Annotated in this window: 12 protein-coding genes and 1 pseudogene; all 13 read left to right on the top strand. The window is 53.7% G+C overall.

Features of this window, described 5'->3' with window-relative positions; translation table 11 throughout:
- Positions 1–295: 295 nt before the first annotated feature.
- Positions 296–831: pseudogene (locus WD429_RS13755) on the top strand (IS3 family transposase); the annotation flags it as partial.
- A 273-nt stretch (positions 832–1,104) separates the two neighbouring features.
- Entirely contained in the window at positions 1,105–3,264 is a 2,160-nt protein-coding gene (locus tag WD429_RS13750) for a bi-domain-containing oxidoreductase (RefSeq protein ID WP_368422753.1), read from the top strand.
- Positions 3,264–4,358: a non-hydrolyzing UDP-N-acetylglucosamine 2-epimerase gene (gene wecB / locus WD429_RS13745; protein ID WP_368422752.1), complete on the top strand. Its 1,095-nt coding sequence runs from the start codon at positions 3,264–3,266 to the stop codon at positions 4,356–4,358. Before WD429_RS13750 ends, wecB begins: the two co-directional genes overlap by 1 nt.
- Positions 4,359–4,400: 42 nt before the next feature.
- A complete protein-coding gene (locus tag WD429_RS13740) occupies positions 4,401–6,056 on the top strand; it encodes a heparinase II/III family protein (RefSeq protein ID WP_368422751.1) in 1,656 nt (551 codons plus the stop codon).
- Complete coding sequence (locus tag WD429_RS13735) at positions 6,053–7,249, top strand: glycosyltransferase family 4 protein (RefSeq protein WP_368422750.1); 1,197 nt, start codon at positions 6,053–6,055, stop codon at positions 7,247–7,249. Before WD429_RS13740 ends, WD429_RS13735 begins: the two co-directional genes overlap by 4 nt.
- Positions 7,246–8,175: a UDP-glucose 4-epimerase family protein gene (locus tag WD429_RS13730; RefSeq protein WP_368422749.1), complete on the top strand. Its 930-nt coding sequence runs from the start codon at positions 7,246–7,248 to the stop codon at positions 8,173–8,175. The genes WD429_RS13735 and WD429_RS13730 overlap by 4 nt, the downstream gene beginning before the upstream one ends.
- Before the next feature lie 12 nt (positions 8,176–8,187).
- The gene (locus tag WD429_RS13725; RefSeq protein WP_368422748.1) at positions 8,188–8,739 is read left to right on the top strand and encodes a sugar transferase; all 552 of its coding nucleotides are present in this window, start codon (positions 8,188–8,190) and stop codon (positions 8,737–8,739) included.
- Between the two features lie 2 nt (positions 8,740–8,741).
- Positions 8,742–10,679, top strand: coding sequence for a polysaccharide biosynthesis protein (locus WD429_RS13720; RefSeq protein ID WP_368422747.1), 1,938 nt, complete (start codon positions 8,742–8,744; stop codon positions 10,677–10,679).
- A 235-nt stretch (positions 10,680–10,914) separates the two neighbouring features.
- Positions 10,915–12,033: a Fic family protein gene (locus WD429_RS13715; protein ID WP_368422746.1), complete on the top strand. Its 1,119-nt coding sequence runs from the start codon at positions 10,915–10,917 to the stop codon at positions 12,031–12,033.
- A 139-nt stretch (positions 12,034–12,172) separates the two neighbouring features.
- On the top strand, positions 12,173–13,726 hold the full coding sequence (locus tag WD429_RS13710; protein WP_368422745.1) for an MBL fold metallo-hydrolase RNA specificity domain-containing protein: 1,554 nt from the start codon (positions 12,173–12,175) through the stop codon (positions 13,724–13,726).
- A gap of 38 nt (positions 13,727–13,764) precedes the next feature.
- Positions 13,765–15,027: a Vi polysaccharide biosynthesis UDP-N-acetylglucosamine C-6 dehydrogenase TviB gene (gene tviB, locus WD429_RS13705; protein WP_368422744.1), complete on the top strand. Its 1,263-nt coding sequence runs from the start codon at positions 13,765–13,767 to the stop codon at positions 15,025–15,027.
- Between the two features lie 147 nt (positions 15,028–15,174).
- Complete coding sequence (locus WD429_RS13700) at positions 15,175–15,543, top strand: histone-like nucleoid-structuring protein, MvaT/MvaU family (RefSeq protein ID WP_368422743.1); 369 nt, start codon at positions 15,175–15,177, stop codon at positions 15,541–15,543.
- 198 nt (positions 15,544–15,741) lie between these two features.
- Complete coding sequence (locus WD429_RS13695; RefSeq protein ID WP_368422742.1) at positions 15,742–16,626, top strand: hypothetical protein; 885 nt, start codon at positions 15,742–15,744, stop codon at positions 16,624–16,626.
- The last annotated feature ends 92 nt before the right edge of the window (positions 16,627–16,718 follow it).

Genomic DNA, 16,718 nt, shown 5'->3' with positions numbered 1-16,718 from the left:
CTAATGAAATTCAGGCGGAACCGCCAACTGGACAACTAGGCTGACAGAGGGGGGGAGAAAGAGATAAAAAAATGGCTACAGCTCTCTCGATGTCGGACGAGATGAATCGTACCCGCTAATAGACCGGTTGGGGTGGGGCGGGAGTCAATTGAACAGGTCTGCGAAGCGTTTGAAATCAGTCGTTCCAGCTATTACCAGTACCGCCAACGGCGGAACCATGTGGATGTAGAACGCGCGGCCCTGTCGGCCCAAGTGTACCGCCTATTTACCAAAAAAGCCGCTGTTCTGCTTGTATCCGAACCATTTGGATCGAGAGTTTGCGGTAGAGCAGCCCGACCAGGTCGGGTGCGGTGACATCACTTACATATGGAGCGGCCAGCGATGGTGTTATCTGGCTGCAGTGCTGGATATGTACGCCCGCCGAGTTGTTGGCTGGGCGATGTCCTCCAGTCTGGATGCGGAGCTGGTTGAAAAAAGCTCTGGATCACGCCTGGGAACAGCATGGTCGGTCAGAGAACGTCATGTTCCATTTGGACCAGAGTAGCCAGTATGACAGTCGTAAGTTCCGTCAGAGACTCTAGCGCTATCGAATGACCCAAAGCATGAGCCGACGTGGCAACTGCTGGGATTGCACCGATGGAGAGGCTGTTCAGGAGTTTGAAATCGGAGTGGTTACCGGCCCTGGGTTACCAAAACCTGTCCGAGGCCCAGAGAGATATTGGTAGCTACCTGATGGACTACTATAACCGGCGACGACCTCACAAATTCAACGTTGGCATTTCGCCCGTTGCAGCTGAGGAAAATCTTAAAATACTGTCAGGGATTAGTTGACGACTACATTTGTTCGAGTGGTAGTAATCAACTGATCGGTTTTTCATAAGGTGATAAGCGAAAAATAAAAACTTATGAGGATGTTTGCAAATTTTATGCAATGATCAGGCGTGGCTAAAGCTCTACAGTACGGAACGAAAATATCAGACCCTTTATGACGGAATACCGAATGAGGGTCATTGGTTACACGACGGCCCATATTACTGCTTAACGGGAAAAGCGCTTAGCGACCTGTTCGCGATCCAATTCTAGTAACTTGTAAGGACTGAAGGTTTGAAACAGATTTTACAAAGCCTTAAAACCGGTGAAACAACACTGGCGGATGTACCCGCCCCGTGTGTCCGACAGGGCCATATTCTGGTCAACACCTCGCATACCTTAGTTTCCGCCGGAACTGAGCGAATGCTAGTGGATTTCGGCAAGGCCAACTGGCTGGACAAGGCTCGCCAACAACCAGACAAGGTGCGCATGGTGCTGGATAAGGTACGTACCGATGGTCTGGCAACTACGCTGGATGCCGTGCAGAGCAAGCTCGATCAGCCTTTGGCGCTGGGTTACTGTAATGTTGGAACTGTGGCTGAGGTCGGCTCGGGCGTTGATGGTATAGCCCTAGGGGAGCGTATCGTTAGTAATGGTGGGCACGCACAGGTTGTCTCTGTGCCTAGAAACCTGAGTGCGAAAATTCCCGACGGTGTGACGGATGAACAGGCGAGCTTCACGGTTCTGGCCGCTATCGGACTCCAGGGTATCCGTTTGGCTAATCCAACGCTTGGTGAATGTGTGGTGGTAACCGGCCTTGGCGTGATTGGGTTGCTTACTGTGCAGATACTTCGTGCACAGGGGTGCCGGGTTTTGGGGATTGATTTTGACCCTGCCCGCCTTGATTTGGCTCGCAAATTCGGAGCAGAGGTAGTGAATCCTGGCAAAGGTGAGGATGTGCTGGCAGCTGCTGCAGGGTTTTCCCGAGGGCGAGGCGTAGATGCGGTGGTAATTACTGCGTCCACCAAAAGTCACGAACCTGTTAGCCAGGCGGCAACCATGTGTCGCAAGCGTGGGCGTATCGTGCTGGTTGGTGTGGCCGGGCTTGAACTGTCCCGGGCGGACTTTTATGAAAAGGAGCTAACTTTTCAAGTCAGTTGTTCCTATGGACCCGGGCGGTACGACCCCGCTTATGAGGAGAGGGGCGAGGATTATCCCGTTGGCTTTGTGCGCTGGACAGAGCAGCGTAACTTTGAGGCGGTGTTGGACCTGATGGACTCAGGTCTTCTGGATATAGATTCCTTGATCAGCCATCGCTTTGGACTGGAGCAGGCAGAAGAGGCCTACGATCTATTATCTTCCGGTAAGCCATCCTTGGGAATTCTATTGGAATACCCGCAGCAACAAAGTGTGGGCCCCCGGGTGGTGACACTAACAGAGGGAGAGGAAAGCGTCGGTGACGGCGAGGTGGTCAACAGTCCACCGGCCGCCGGAAAGGCAACAGTCGGTTTCTTGGGTTCGGGTAATTATGCGGGGCGGGTGCTTATTCCTGCATTCAAAGCTGCTGGGGCTGAAATGCATACCGTGGTCAGTGGTGGCGGAGTGAGTTCTGTCCATTACGGCAAGAAATACGGTTTCAAGCAGGCCTCCACTGATGCCAAGGCGTTAATGGAAGATGCATCTGTTAACACCTTGGTAATTGCTACCCGGCATAATAGTCATGCCCGCCAGGTGCTTGACGGGTTGAAGGCAGGAAAGCATATTTTCTGCGAAAAGCCGCTTTGCTTAACCCGTGAGGAGCTGACAGCGATTGAGGTCGAAGCGACCCAGCGGCCGGAACAATTGCTGATGATTGGTTTTAATCGTCGTTTTGCTCCTCATGTGATCACGGTAAAGGCGCTTTTGGAAACAGTGGTCGAACCCAAGAATCTGGTGATGACGGTAAACGCCGGTGCTATTCCCGCAGACCACTGGACCCAGGATCCACAGGTCGGTGGTGGCCGGATTGTGGGTGAAGCGTGTCATTTTATTGATCTGTTGAGGCACGTAGTGGGAGCGCCCATCACAGGCCATCACAGCGTCGCGGTTGGACGCCACCCTGCCGTCGAAGTTACTGAAGACAGAGCGACCATCATCTTGACCTTTGCTGATGGCTCCGTCGGCACAATTCATTACCTTGCTAATGGAGACAAAAGTTTTTCCAAAGAACGGCTGGAAGTATTCTGTGCAGGCCGAGTGCTGCAGTTGGATAACTTCCGCAAGCTGAGAATCTATGGTTGGCCAAATGCAAGAAATAATCGTCTGTGGCGCCAGGATAAGGGGCAGAGTGCTTGCGCCAATGAGTTTGTAAAGGCAGTTTCCGGTGGTGGCCAGTCACCCATACCCTTGAAAGAGGTTTTTGAGGTGTCGCGGGTAACTCTGGATGTCGCCGAACAACTAAGGAGCCAGAACTGATGCTGATTGATATAATTGCAGGTGCCCGCCCCAATTTCATGAAAATCGCTCCGATCATCCGGGCCTTGCAGGTTCGCCAGGCTACGGGGAGCAAGTTAAGTTATCGGCTGATCCATACTGGCCAGCATTACGACGCAAGCATGTCCGGGGCTTTTTTCGAGCAATTAGGTATTCCTGAGCCGGATGTGAATCTTGAGGTAGGCGGTGGCACCCAGGCAGAGCAGACTGCCGGCATTATGACCCGATATGAAAGCTTACTTCTTGATGTCCCCAGTGCTCTGTGTCTTGTTGTGGGTGATGTGACATCCACGATGGCATGCGCAATTACATCCCAGAAGTTGCGTATTCCGGTAGTTCATGTGGAAGCTGGTATTCGTTCCGGAGATTGGAGCATGCCGGAGGAAATCAATCGGATGGTCACGGATAGCATTACCAACTGGTTTTTCACGACCAGTGAGTGGGCTGGTGGCAACCTTCGGAAGTCCGGTGTTGAAGAAGAGCGGATATTTTTTGTGGGCAATACCATGATCGATACGCTGCTGGCCAATATGCCCAGGTTCAGCCCGCCGGATTTCTGGAAAAGGTATGAACTCAGATCCGGCCAGTATTTTGTTGTGACTATGCACCGCCCCGCCAACGTGGATTCCGCCGGGGAATTTGCAAAGATGTTGCAGGCCATCGGGCGTAATACCCAAGGTTTGCCGGTCGTGTTTCCGGTGCATCCGCGTACCGCTAAAACCCTTAGGGATATGATCGATTTACCCGATAATTTCATTCTGGCGGAACCTCAGCCCTACCTGCAGTTCAACTATCTGGTCAAGCATGCCAAGGCGGTGATCACGGACTCCGGCGGCATTACCGAGGAGACCACAGTGATGGGCGTTCCCTGCCTAACGCTAAGAAATAATACGGAGCGGCCAGAAACGGTGGAGCAGGGCACGAATGAATTGGTAGGCACTGACCCTGCCGCACTTGCGCCGGCCCTGAAGCGGCTGTTTGCTGGCGACTGGAAACAGGGCAGCATACCTCCGCTTTGGGATGGTAAATCCGCTGAGCGGATCGTAGCCAGTTTAGAGAAGCTGCTTTGTAATTGAGTTTTCAGTCTGGCTAAAACCGTACCGCGAGTTTACTGAGGGATGATGAAACGTTGGAGTTTGTTTTTACATACGGTTCGTTATCTGAAGCTCTGGCAGCTTTTCTATCAGATTTATTACCGTATTCGTAAGCCCCACCTTATACCTCTGCAGAAGCCCGTTTTAAGAGGTGCTGGGGTTAGCTGGTCCTTTCCTGCGTTTTTGGAACCTGCGACGGATGACGGCGTAACCTTTGAGTTTCTCGGACAGGTCGCTCACTTTAACGGCAATTGGAATGATGCTTCCTTCCCCAAGTTGTGGCTCTATAACCTGCACTATCAGGATGATCTCAGCGCAAAGGGAGCCGAACTACACCCTGATCTCTGTGAGCATCTGGTTGATTCCTGGATTGTAGGAAATCCACTCCTGAAGGGTAATGGTTGGGAGCCCTACTGCCTTTCGCTGAGATTGGTTAATTGGGTGAAATATTTTAGTCGTTTGAAGCCGGAGCAGGTCAAGCCTGAATGGTTACGCTCTCTTGTTAGCCAAGCTAATGCTTTGGAACAGCAGCTTGAGTTCCATATTCTCGGGAACCATCTGTTTGCAAACGCCAAAGCAATGGTCTTTGTTGGTGCTTTTTTAGGTGGAGAACAGGGCGCTCATTGGCTCAGAAAGGGCTTGAAGCTGCTGGATGTACAGTTGCAAGAGCAGTTTTTGGATGATGGGGCGCACTTTGAACTCTCCCCAATGTACCACGCCACTCTGCTCTGGGACTTGGCAGATCTACTAGCATTAAGGGCAGCAAGCGGTATACCTGAGCTGGATCAACGAGCCGAGCCTTTGGCGAGTCACTTCGCCAAAGGCCTTGAATGGCTGCGAGCCATGATTCACCCAGATGGACAGATAGCACTCTTTAATGACGCTACGCTAGGGGTTGCACCGACCCTTAGCGACTTGCAGCTTTATGGAAAACAACTTGGCATTACCTCTCCTCCCGAGGCTGTGCCCCGCAAGCTGCAGAGTAGACGGCTGCGATCCAGTGGTTACGCCACTATTGATTGGTCCGAGGGCCATCGGTTGTTGGCCGACGTGGCTCGTGTTGGGCCAGATTACCAGCCGGGCCATGCCCATGCCGACACTCTCAGTTTTGAGCTAAGCCTTTTTAGCCAGAGGGTTTTGGTTAATTCCGGCATATCTCAATACGGAGACGATCCAGAGCGGCATCGTCAGCGTTCTACCTCGGCGCACAATACAGTTGAGGTCGATGGCGAGAACTCATCAGAGGTCTGGGCGGGTTTTCGGGTAGCCAGGCGAGCAAAGCCTTTCGACGTCGATCTACAGGAAAGCGAGGGGCAGACTCTCCTGCGAGCCAGTCATGATGGATATAAACGCTTACCAGGAAAAGTGGTTCATCATCGGCGCTGGCTTGCAACTGATGAAACTTTGCAGATTCAAGATGAACTGCATGGGCAATTTCAACAGGCCGTCGCCCACCTGCATTTTCATCCCGAAGTGATTGTTGAGCCGAAGGGAGAGTCCCGCTTTAACATTCAGTTGTCCGATGGTCGTGCCGTGATGCTTGAGGTTTTTGGGGGTGATGCGCGCCTGGCCAGCAGTTCGTGGCACCCTTATTTTGGTGTTTCTATGAGCAATCAGAAGCTGCTTCTGGTGCTCACAGGTTCTAAACTCAATACCCGAATCACTTGGAGTTCTGTGTGAAAGTTCTGCTGTTGAGCTTCTATTTTAAGCCAGATTTGTCGGCTGGTTCTTTTCGTAATACGGCACTGGTTGAATCGCTTCTGAGAGCATTGCCTGAAAAGAGCGAGATTCATGTTGTGACGACGCTTCCAAACCGGTATGCAGGTTTTAATGCTGAGGCACCGGAAGAAGAAGTGACGCAAAATTTGACGATCAAACGTGTGCGATTGCCTGCCCATGAAAGTGGTATGGCTGATCAGTCACGGGCTTTTCTGGCTTATGCCAAAGAGGTTAGGCAGTTTGTGAGGGGGCAGGATTACGATGTGGTTTTTGCCAGTTCGTCCAGGCTTATGACGGCTGCATTGGGTGCCAGGACAGCTCGCCAACTGGGGGTACCACTTTACCTCGATATTCGGGATATTTTTGTCGATACGATTAAAGATATTTTGCCACGAAAAATGGCGTGGTTGATGAAGCCTTTGTTTGGCGCTGTCGAGCGGTGGACAATCTCGAGGGCTGATCGATTGAATGTGGTCTCGGCTGGCTTTCTGCCGTATTTCGAATCTCGGTATCCGAAAGTTTCCAAGGTCGTGTTTACCAATGGTATTGATGATGAGTTTTTGCGTGCTGCACCTGAAAAAGGTGAACCTATTGGCGGTGAGGTGCCTTATAGCCGAGTTGTTGAGGTGCTTTATGCCGGCAATATGGGTGAAGGGCAAGGGCTGCACAACATTATTCCCCGGCTCGCCAGAAAAATGGAGGGTCGTGCCAAATTCCGCTTGATTGGTGGAGGCGGCCGGCGTCGGCAGTTGGAAGAAGCCATCGCCAAAGCCGGTTGTACGAATGTGGTGCTGGAGCCACCGGTTGCCCGCGCAGAGTTGATTGAGGCCTATCAGAAAGCTGACGTGTTGTTTTTACACCTTAATGATTACGATGCTTTCCGTAAGGTGTTGCCCTCTAAATTGTTCGAATACGGGGCGTTGGGTAAGCCGATATGGGCTGGCGTTGCGGGCTATGCCGCAAGTTTTGTAAGGGAGAATCTTGATAACGCGGAGGTGTTCTCTCCTTGTGCGGAAGCTGAGGCCGTGGAGGCTTTTAACAGATTGTGTATTCGTGACGAGGCCCGGGAGAGGTTTGTTGCCCGCTTCTCCCGTAGAGCAATCATGGACGAGATGGCGAAGGATTTGGTCGCGCTCGGGGAGTCGCATAATTGAGTAAAGTGATGGTTACCGGAGGAACAGGCTTTGTGGGCGCAGGCCTGGTCCGACAACTTAAGGAAGAAGGAATTCAGGTATGTGCGCCGATACGCTTGAACGCCGCCCCCGGTTTTGGGCCCGTGGTTGGTGAGATTGATGGGAATACTGATTGGCGTGAAGCTTTGAAAAGCGTAAATGTTGTTGTTCACTGCGCTGCGCGAGCCCACATTATGAAAGATGAGGTGTCACATCCACTTGCAGAATTCCGCAAGGTTAATGTCGAGGGCACCCATAATCTTGCTCGCCAAGCGTTTGAAGCCGGTGTTAAGCGCCTTGTGTATCTGAGTTCTATCAAGGTTAATGGCGAACAGACCTCAAAAGTGGCACCTTTCAGCGAAGAAGATACTCCCGCCCCGGAAGATCCGTACGGTGTATCTAAATTGGAAGCGGAGCAAGGGTTGCAGCGCCTTGCTGCTGAAACTGGTTTAGAGGTGGTGATTATTCGCCCCCCACTGGTTTATGGGCCGGGCGTTAAGGGCAACTTTGCCAGTATGATTAAGCTGGTTGCAAAGGGCTTACCACTGCCGTTGGGTTCGATTCACAACAAACGCTCACTGATCGCGCTGGATAACCTGGTAGACCTGATTATTACCTGTATTGATCACCCCGCTGCTGCCAACCAGGTATTTTTGGCTGGGGATGGCGAGGACATTTCCACCACCGAACTTTTGCAAGGTGTCGCCAGAGCTATAGGCAAGCCCTCGCGGCTGTTGCCGGTGCCAGTCGGCTTACTGATGTTCGGTGCCTCCACATTAGGCAAAAAGGCTTTGGCCCAGCGGTTGTTGGGCTCTTTGCAGGTGGATATCTCCAAAGCCCGCAACCTGCTTGGCTGGCAAGCACCGCTAAGCGTGGAAGAAGGGCTAAAACGCTGCTTTCCCGATTAATAAGGATTATTTGTGATTCGTTTGTTGGATATTGCTTTTGCCCTCATGGGGCTTGTGTTTGGTTTCCCAGTGTTGCTGGTATTGGTCGTGGTTGGTCTTTTCGACACCGGCTCCCCTGTCTTTCGTCAACAACGGGTAGGGCGTAACAAAAAGCCGTTCACACTGGTGAAGTTTCGTACCATGCAGAAAGACACGGCATCGGTCGCCAGTCACCTGGCTAGCAGCACCTCTATCACAAAATTCGGCCATTTCCTTCGCCGCACCAAGCTGGATGAACTTCCCCAGCTCTGGAACGTGTTAAAAGGAGAAATGAGCCTTGTTGGGCCTCGTCCGTGTCTGTTTAATCAGGAAGAGTTGATTGCGGAGCGCGAAGCGTATGGTGTACTAAGTGCACGCCCTGGTATTACAGGTTTGGCTCAAGTTAATGATATTGACATGTCTACGCCACATTTGCTGGCGGAAACTGATGCTAAGATGTTGGCAGAGCTTAGCCTCAAACAGTATTTTCGCTACATTATCTTAACGGTGCTTGGAAAAGGTGCCGGGGATCGCGTAAAGGACTGACTGTGATTAAAACGTTTCTGAATCTCCCCAGGTATCAAAAAAGGATCATTTCGGTAGCCTCCGACATGATTGTGCTGTTTTTTGCTATCTGGGCAGCGTTTGCCTTGCGGCTTGAACAGCACCTTTGGGTTCCGAGCTGGGACCAGACAATCGTTGCGGCCATCACAGTGGTCTTCACCATCGGTGTCTTCATTCGATTGGGTCTGTACCGCGCAGTCATTCGCTACCTGGGCGACAAAGCCTTCCTCACCATTATTTACGGCGTCGCGCTTTCCAGTCTGTCGCTGATCATTCTTGGCTATCTGCTTCAGGTCTTCGTTCCCCGCTCAGTTCCCATCATCTACGGCGCTCTGGCCTTCCTGTTCGTCAGCGGAACCCGCCTTGGCGTCCGCATGATCGTCAACCACCCTCGCCAACGTCGTAAAGAAGCCGTCGCCATCATCGGCGCAGGGCAGACCGGCATGCAGCTGGCCTCCGCCCTGGAGCAGGGCACGGAATACCGCCCGGTGCTGTTTATTACCTTTGAGCGTGCTAATCACAAGGCGATGATCAACGGGCTGCCGGTGGCGAGCATTGGTCATATTGCCAAGCACGCGGCCAAGCATCGGGTGCAGCGGTTGCTGCTGGCGCTGGATGCGGATTCCCAGGTGGACCGAAAAGCGCTGCTGAAGCAGCTGGAACCGCTATCGATTCCGGTGCAAACCGTGCCGTCCATGTCGGAACTGGTGGCGGGGCAGGCGCGGATTAATGACATTCGCGATCTTGAAATTGAAGATTTGCTGGGCCGCGACCCGGTGCGGCCGGACACCGCTATAGTTGCTGAGAGCCTGTATCAGAAGGCGGTGATGGTGACCGGCGCGGGTGGCTCCATCGGCTCGGAACTGTGTCGGCAGATTATTCGCCACAAACCCCGAATGCTGGTGCTGTTTGAGCAGTCGGAATTTTCCCTGTACGCCATCGAGCGGGAGCTTCATTCCATCAATCAGGTTGAAGGGTTGGATGTGGAGCTTCACCCGCTGTTGGGTAATGTGGCTCACCGCCGTCGCTGTGAAACGGTGATGAAGGCGTTTGGCGTGCAGACGGTGTACCACGCAGCGGCCTATAAGCATGTGCCGCTGGTGGAACACAATGTGATTGAGGGCGTACAGAACAATGTGTTCGGCACCTGGCACGCGGCGGAAGCGGCGGTGGCTGCGGGGGTTGAGCGCTTTGTGTTGATCTCTACGGATAAGGCCGTGCGCCCCACCAATGTGATGGGGGCCAGTAAGCGCCTGGCGGAGTTGGTGTTGCAGGGGTTGGCCCAACGCCAGTCGGATACGGTGTTTTCCATGGTGCGGTTTGGCAATGTGCTGGGGTCGTCCGGTTCGGTGGTGCCGCTGTTTCGGGACCAGATTCGGGACGGCGGGCCGGTTACGGTGACCCATCCGGACATCATCCGTTATTTCATGACCATTCCGGAGGCCAGCCAGTTGGTGCTTCAGGCCGGCAGTATGGGCAAGGGTGGTGAAGTGTTCGTGCTGAATATGGGCGAGCCGGTAAAAATTGCGGACCTGGCCCGCAAGATGATTCACCTGATGGGGCTGAATGAAAAAACCGAGGATCACCCCGATGGCGATATTGAGGTGGTGTTTACCGGCCTGCGCCCGGGGGAGAAGTTGTTTGAGGAACTGCTGATTGGGGATGATCCCCAGGGCACCGCACACCCTCGCATTATGATGGCGCGGGAAGCGTCTATGCTATGGGCCGAGGTGGATGCCACGCTGGACAAGCTGATGCGTGCCAGCCAGAGTTTTGATTGCCGGGCGGTGGTGGACGTGCTGCGCACCGCACCTACGGGGTATGCGCCGAACAGTGAGGTGGTGGACCTGGTTTGGTGTGTGGGGTCTGAGGAGGCACCGTCGGTGGCTACCGAGGGGAATGTTCGGCGGTTGCCGGTTTGAATTTTGGTGTTGGACCCTTGTCGGATTACGCTTTGCTAATCCGACCTACAGTTTAATACGACCGGGAGTAGGCACATTTCCACGTAGGTCGGATTAGGCGCAGCCGTAATCCGACAACAGAGCCCAGCCTTTTGAGCCCTCGATCGCAATTGCCCACCTGAGCCGTTAGATCACTTCTAACGGCTCACAAATAAGCGCATAATGAGCCGATAAAATCACGTTAACGGCTCATACGATGTATACCTGGGAACTGGAACACTGGCCGGAATACACGTTCGATGCGCAGGTCGGCGAATTCTGGACGAATAAGGCACTCGCAGCCTCACAGAAAATTCTGGGGGCGATGGCGGTGGTGCCTGATGACCTCGGCAGTGAGGCGAGGTTGGATCTGATGGTCAGTGCGGCGATTGAAACCAGTGCCATTGAAGGCGAGGCGTTGAATCGTGAGGATGTACGCAGTTCCATTAAAAACCACTTCCTGAGTCCTGGGGACAAAGTTGCCGTTCATGATCCGGTGGCTGCGGGTATATCGGCATTAATCCTAGAAGTGATGGACTTGTATAACGCGCCGCTGACGCCTGAGCGTTTGCATCACTGGAGTGAGCTGGTTATTCCCGGGGCCAATGCCGGGAGCTTTGTAGCTGCAAGGCCAGGCGCAGGGCGGTGGCGGACCCACGCGGACGCCATGCAGATTGTTTCCGGGCCAGTTCACAACCCGACGGTTCACTTTGAAGCCCCGCCTTCCTGCAGGGTGCCCGCTGAAATGGACACTTTCCTGGCGTGGTTTAATGAGGAATCCCGGGGCTTGCCCGGTGTGGCGCGTGCCGCGATTGCGCATCTGTGGTTCGAAACCATTCACCCCTATGAAGACGGCAATGGGCGGATTGGCCGGGCGGTTGCCGACGTAGCGGTATCCCAGATGCTGGGTCAGCCGTTGATGATGAGCCTGGCCACGGTGTTGAGCAAGCACCGGAAAGCGTATTACCAGCAACTGAACCTCGCATCGAAAGACACGCTGGACGTAACGCCCTGGGTTAACTGGTTCGGTGAGCGGACTGTGGAGGCCTTGGAAGGCGCGATCAGCGTGATTCAATACGTTGTGAAAAAAGCCCGGTTCTGGGATGCCCTTAACACCGACGCGCTGAATGCCAGGCAGATCAAGCTCATCAGGAAAATGCTGGGAGATGATGCCCAGGCTTTTCAGGAAGGTATCAATGCCCGCAAATACCAGAACCTGACACGCTGTTCCAAAGCCACGGCCACCCGGGATCTGCAGGATCTGGTCACCCAGGGGGTGTTAGTACCAATTCAGAGCAAAGGGCGTTATGCGCGGTATGGGTTGGTTTTGGTATAATTTGAAGGTGTTGGATTACGGCCCGTTGGGCCTAATCCAACCTACATTTGGCTGCACGTCCCACCGTAGGTCGGATTAGGCGTAGCCGTAATCCGACAAAATATGTAAAGGTATTACTTTCTCAAACACGGACGTTTCGATGATTGATATAAAACACCACGGTGCCACCACCGGCGTTACCGGCTCCTGCCACGAACTCGACGTAGGCGATGCAGGCGTTCTCATTGACTGCGGCCTCTTCCAGGGCGAGGACAAAGGGCCGGGATCGGATGCCGAAAACCTGGCGATCGATTTCCCCATTGATCACCTTCGCGCTTTAATTGTCACCCACGTTCATATCGACCATGTGGGCCGCATTCCCTATTTGCTGGCCGCCGGTTTTGAGGGGCCGATTATCTGTTCAGAACCCTCGGCGATCATGCTGCCGGAGATTCTGGAAGACGCGCTGAAGATTGGTTTCACGCGGGACCGAAAACTGATCGAGCGGGTCTTGGGGCTGATCCGGTCGCGGATTGTAGCGGTGCCTTATGCCCAGTGGCATTCGGTGTTTGATGAGGATGACAGCGCCCTGAGCGTGAGGCTGCAGCGGGCCGGGCATATTCTGGGCTCGGCCTATGTGGAATGTGATGCCCGTGATGGCGACGAGGCGCGGCGGGTGGTGTTCAGCGGCGATCTGGGTGCCCCGGACGCACCGCTGCTGCCGGAACCGGCCTCGCCGGAGCGGGCGGATACGCTGGTGATTGAAAGCACCTACGGCGATAAGGATCACGAAGACCGCAAAACCCGCCGCTATCGGTTGAAAGCGATTCTGGAGCACGCGCTGACGGATGGCGGCACGGTGTTGATCCCTGCGTTCAGTATTGGGCGAACGCAGGAGCTGCTTTACGAAATTGAGAGTTTGATTGCCGAGTTTGGCGATACGCCTGTGGTTGCTGCGGTGTCGGATTACGCGCCGCAGGGTGGCGCTAATCCGACCTACGAAAAAAATTCGGCACCAGTAGGTCGGATTAGGCAAAGCCGTAATCCGACAAACCACGACGAAAACTCCGAGCCCGCAGGTAGGATTAGGCAAAACCGTAATCCGACAAACCAGCCATCGCTAACCTGGAACAACCTCGAAATCGTTGTCGATTCCCCGCTGGCTGCCGAATTCACCCGCATATACGACCGCCTGAAACCTTTCTGGGACGATGAAGCCCAAACCGTCGTCAGCCAGGGCCGCCACCCGCTGTCGTTCGAGCAGTTAACGGTGATCAATGACCACAAAGATCACCTGGAGGCGGTGGAATACCTGGCGAAAACCAACCGGCCCTGCGTGGTGCTGGCTGGCTCCGGCATGTGCGCCGGGGGCAGGGTGGTGAATTACCTCAAGGCCATGCTGGGGGATGAATGCAATGATGTGTTGTTTGTGGGCTATCAGGCCGCGGGCACGCCGGGGCGGGATATTCTGAGATACGGCCCCAAAGGCGGCTGGGTGGAGCTGGACGGCGACCGATACGAGATTCGGGCGCAAATTCACCAGGTCGGTGGCTATTCGGCCCACGCGGGGCAGTCGGATTTAATCCGGTTTGTGGAGGGGGTGGCGCAGGCCCCGTCGGAGATTCGGATTGTGCACGGCGATATGGGTGCCAAACGGGCATTAAAAGAAAGGTTTCATGCGTTGGGTCTAACCGGGATAATGATTCCCCATTAGTTCTGAACACATTTTATTTCTGATTGATTAGGTGAACGATGAAGAAAATTGCCGTTGTCGGCCTGGGGTACGTGGGTTTGCCTTTGGCAGTCGCGTTTGGTGAAAAGCGTGATGTGGTGGGCTTTGATATTAACGCCAAACGCATTGCCGATCTGAAAGACGGTGTTGATTTTACCCGGGAGGTGTCTTCGGAAGAACTTGCTGCATCTCCGGGTTTGTCGTTTACCGATTCCCCGGACGGTATTCGCGATTGCCAGCTTTATATTGTGACCGTGCCTACTCCGATTGATGAATTCAAATCTCCGGATTTAACGCCGCTGGTGAAAGCCAGTGAAAGCGTTGGCAAAGTGCTCAAGCAGGGCGATATTGTTATTTATGAGTCCACGGTTTATCCCGGTGCCACAGAGGAAGTGTGTGTACCGGTGCTGGAGAAAGTCTCTGGTTTGTCTTTTAACCAGGACTTTTACGCCGGTTACAGCCCGGAGCGGATTAACCCGGGCGATAAAGAGCACCGTGTTACCACCATTATGAAGGTGACGTCCGGCTCCACGCCGGCCATTGCCGATGAAGTCGATGCGCTTTATGCGGACATTATTACCGCCGGGACCCACAAGGCCAGTTCCATCAAAGTGGCGGAAGCGGCCAAAGTGATTGAAAACACCCAGCGCGATCTGAACATTGCGCTGATGAATGAGCTTTCAATGATTTTTTCTCGCCTGAAGATCGATACCCACGAAGTACTGGCAGCCGCCGGAACCAAATGGAACTTCTTGCCGTTTAAGCCGGGCCTGGTGGGCGGCCATTGTATTGGGGTTGATCCGTATTATCTGACGCACAAAGCCCAGGCGATTGGTTATCACCCGGAGATTATTCTCTCGGGCCGCCGTGTAAACGACAACATGGGGCCGTATGCGGCGGCGGAGTTGGTCAAGGCGATGATAAAAGCCGGGCACACTATTGCTCACGCCAGCGTGCTGGTAATGGGCTTCACATTTAAGGAAAACTGCCCGGATTTGAGAAATACCCGGGTGATCGATGTGGTAAAAGAGTTGCAGGATTTCGGCTGCAACGTGGATATTACCGATTGCTGGGCAGACAATGCCGAAGCGGAGCATGAATACGCGGTGTCGCTGGTCGATAAACCGCAAAGTGGTCATTACGATGCCGTTTTACTGGCCGTTCCTCATCGGGAATATGCCGCGCTTTCATCGGGCGAACTTCGGGGATATATGAAAGAAAACGGTGTTCTTTTTGATCTGAAAGGTGTGCTTCCAATGGGCGAGGCAGATTTACGCTTGTAATCACTTCACGGATCACCGCCATTTAAAACCAGCCAATCGGCTGGTTTTTTTATTGCTTCCTGGTAAATAAATGACTTTGCTAAAAGACGACATTTAACTTATTATTTGCCGTGACTTATTGGTCAATAATCATAAGGGTTTTTATTCATGGCAAAGATTAACGATTACTACCAGAAAAAACAGCTTATGGAAAAGCTTTCCGCGGAACTGGAACAGCTGGAGCAGGACCAGGCTCTGAAAAGCGAACTGGAGTTCGAGAACAAAGTCCGTGCGCTGATGAAAGAATACAACAAGGCCCCGAAGGACGTTCTGCAGATCCTCGGCGCGATTGATCCGTCCATCGCCGGTGCCAAGGCCGATTCTACCGCAGGCACGCGTGCCAAGCGCCCGCTGAAGACCTACAAGAATCCGCACACCGGTGAAGTGGTTAAAACCCGTGGTGGCAATCACAAAACTCTGAACGAGTGGCGCCAGAAGCACGGCAAGGAAGCGGTTCAGGGCTGGCAGCAGGACTGAGCATTCTCCCCCTCTCCCGCCCAGGGAGAGGGGGTTGCCCCACCCTCTGTGAACCCCGTCAAACTCCCTCTTTCCTTAACGCTTTGTCATCCCCCACTGTGATGTTGCTCACTCTATTGGTGTTAATGCCTGGGCTATAGTGCTTCTACGGTCAACATAATAAAAACGGCACAATCAACACGACTTCAGAGACACAGAATGATGAAACAGGACGCGTACGGATACGCTGTCTTTGCGCTTGCTTGCCTGGGTATTGTGCCCGTTGCTCAGGCAGAGCTGGAGCCTATTTCCGACCAGGAAATGAGTGAAGTGCAGGGGCAGGGCTTGATGACTATCGAGAACCTGGATGACGGTGCTCATCAGTTCACGCGCATGTCGCTGAATATTGATGCGGAAACCCGGCTGAACGCTGACAGCGTAACGCTCGGCGGCATCAATGACGGCGCGGATTTCCAGGCAACCAACGTCGCCCTCGGGCACATTGCGCGGGAAGACGGCGTTCAGCGGGTGAATGGCCAGACCTATCAGGCCGGTGATGTGGTGCCGTTCGAAGGGTTGAAGCCCTATATTGAGCTCGCTGAAGTGGGCGAAGGCGCGAATAAAGAGTTGGCCGGTTTCCGTATGGGTTTCAAGCAGGCCCGGGGTACGATTTCGGCGGATATGGAATCTTTCAGCGGTAATATCGGCCTGCAAATCGAAGACGCCGACGGCAATCCCACCGCTGCAACTCTGTTTGACGCGGACACCAACGCCACCAACTTCCGCGCCAGCCATTTTGGTATTGAGGGCGACGCCACGGATTGCAGCACCGGTGCACGGTGCGCGCCGCTGAGTTACCTTCGCTCCATGGACATTGGCGACGCCGTTGATGGCGAAACGCCGGACTTTACCAACGATTTCTTCCTATCGTTCCAGCGTGAAGGCGTGAACTGGCAAAGCCCCGAAGGTGGCAATGTGATTGAAGCGGCCAAAGGCGTGTTCTTCAACCTGCCCACGAGCATGACGCTGGATATGCAGTCCCTCGAGAACGGGGTTCCGCGCGAACAGACGCACTATATCGACCGCGGTACCGGGATGTTTTAGCTGTCGGATTACGCTTCGCTAATTCGACCTACGATGACCAATAGGCGTAGCAATGCGCCAGGGTAGTAAGTAGGTAGGATTAGCGAAGCGTA

The organism is Marinobacter sp. (genome assembly GCF_040904845.1).
Taxonomy (GTDB): Bacteria; Pseudomonadota; Gammaproteobacteria; order Pseudomonadales; family Oleiphilaceae; genus Marinobacter.
This window is presented reverse-complemented; position numbering and strand designations above follow the sequence as displayed.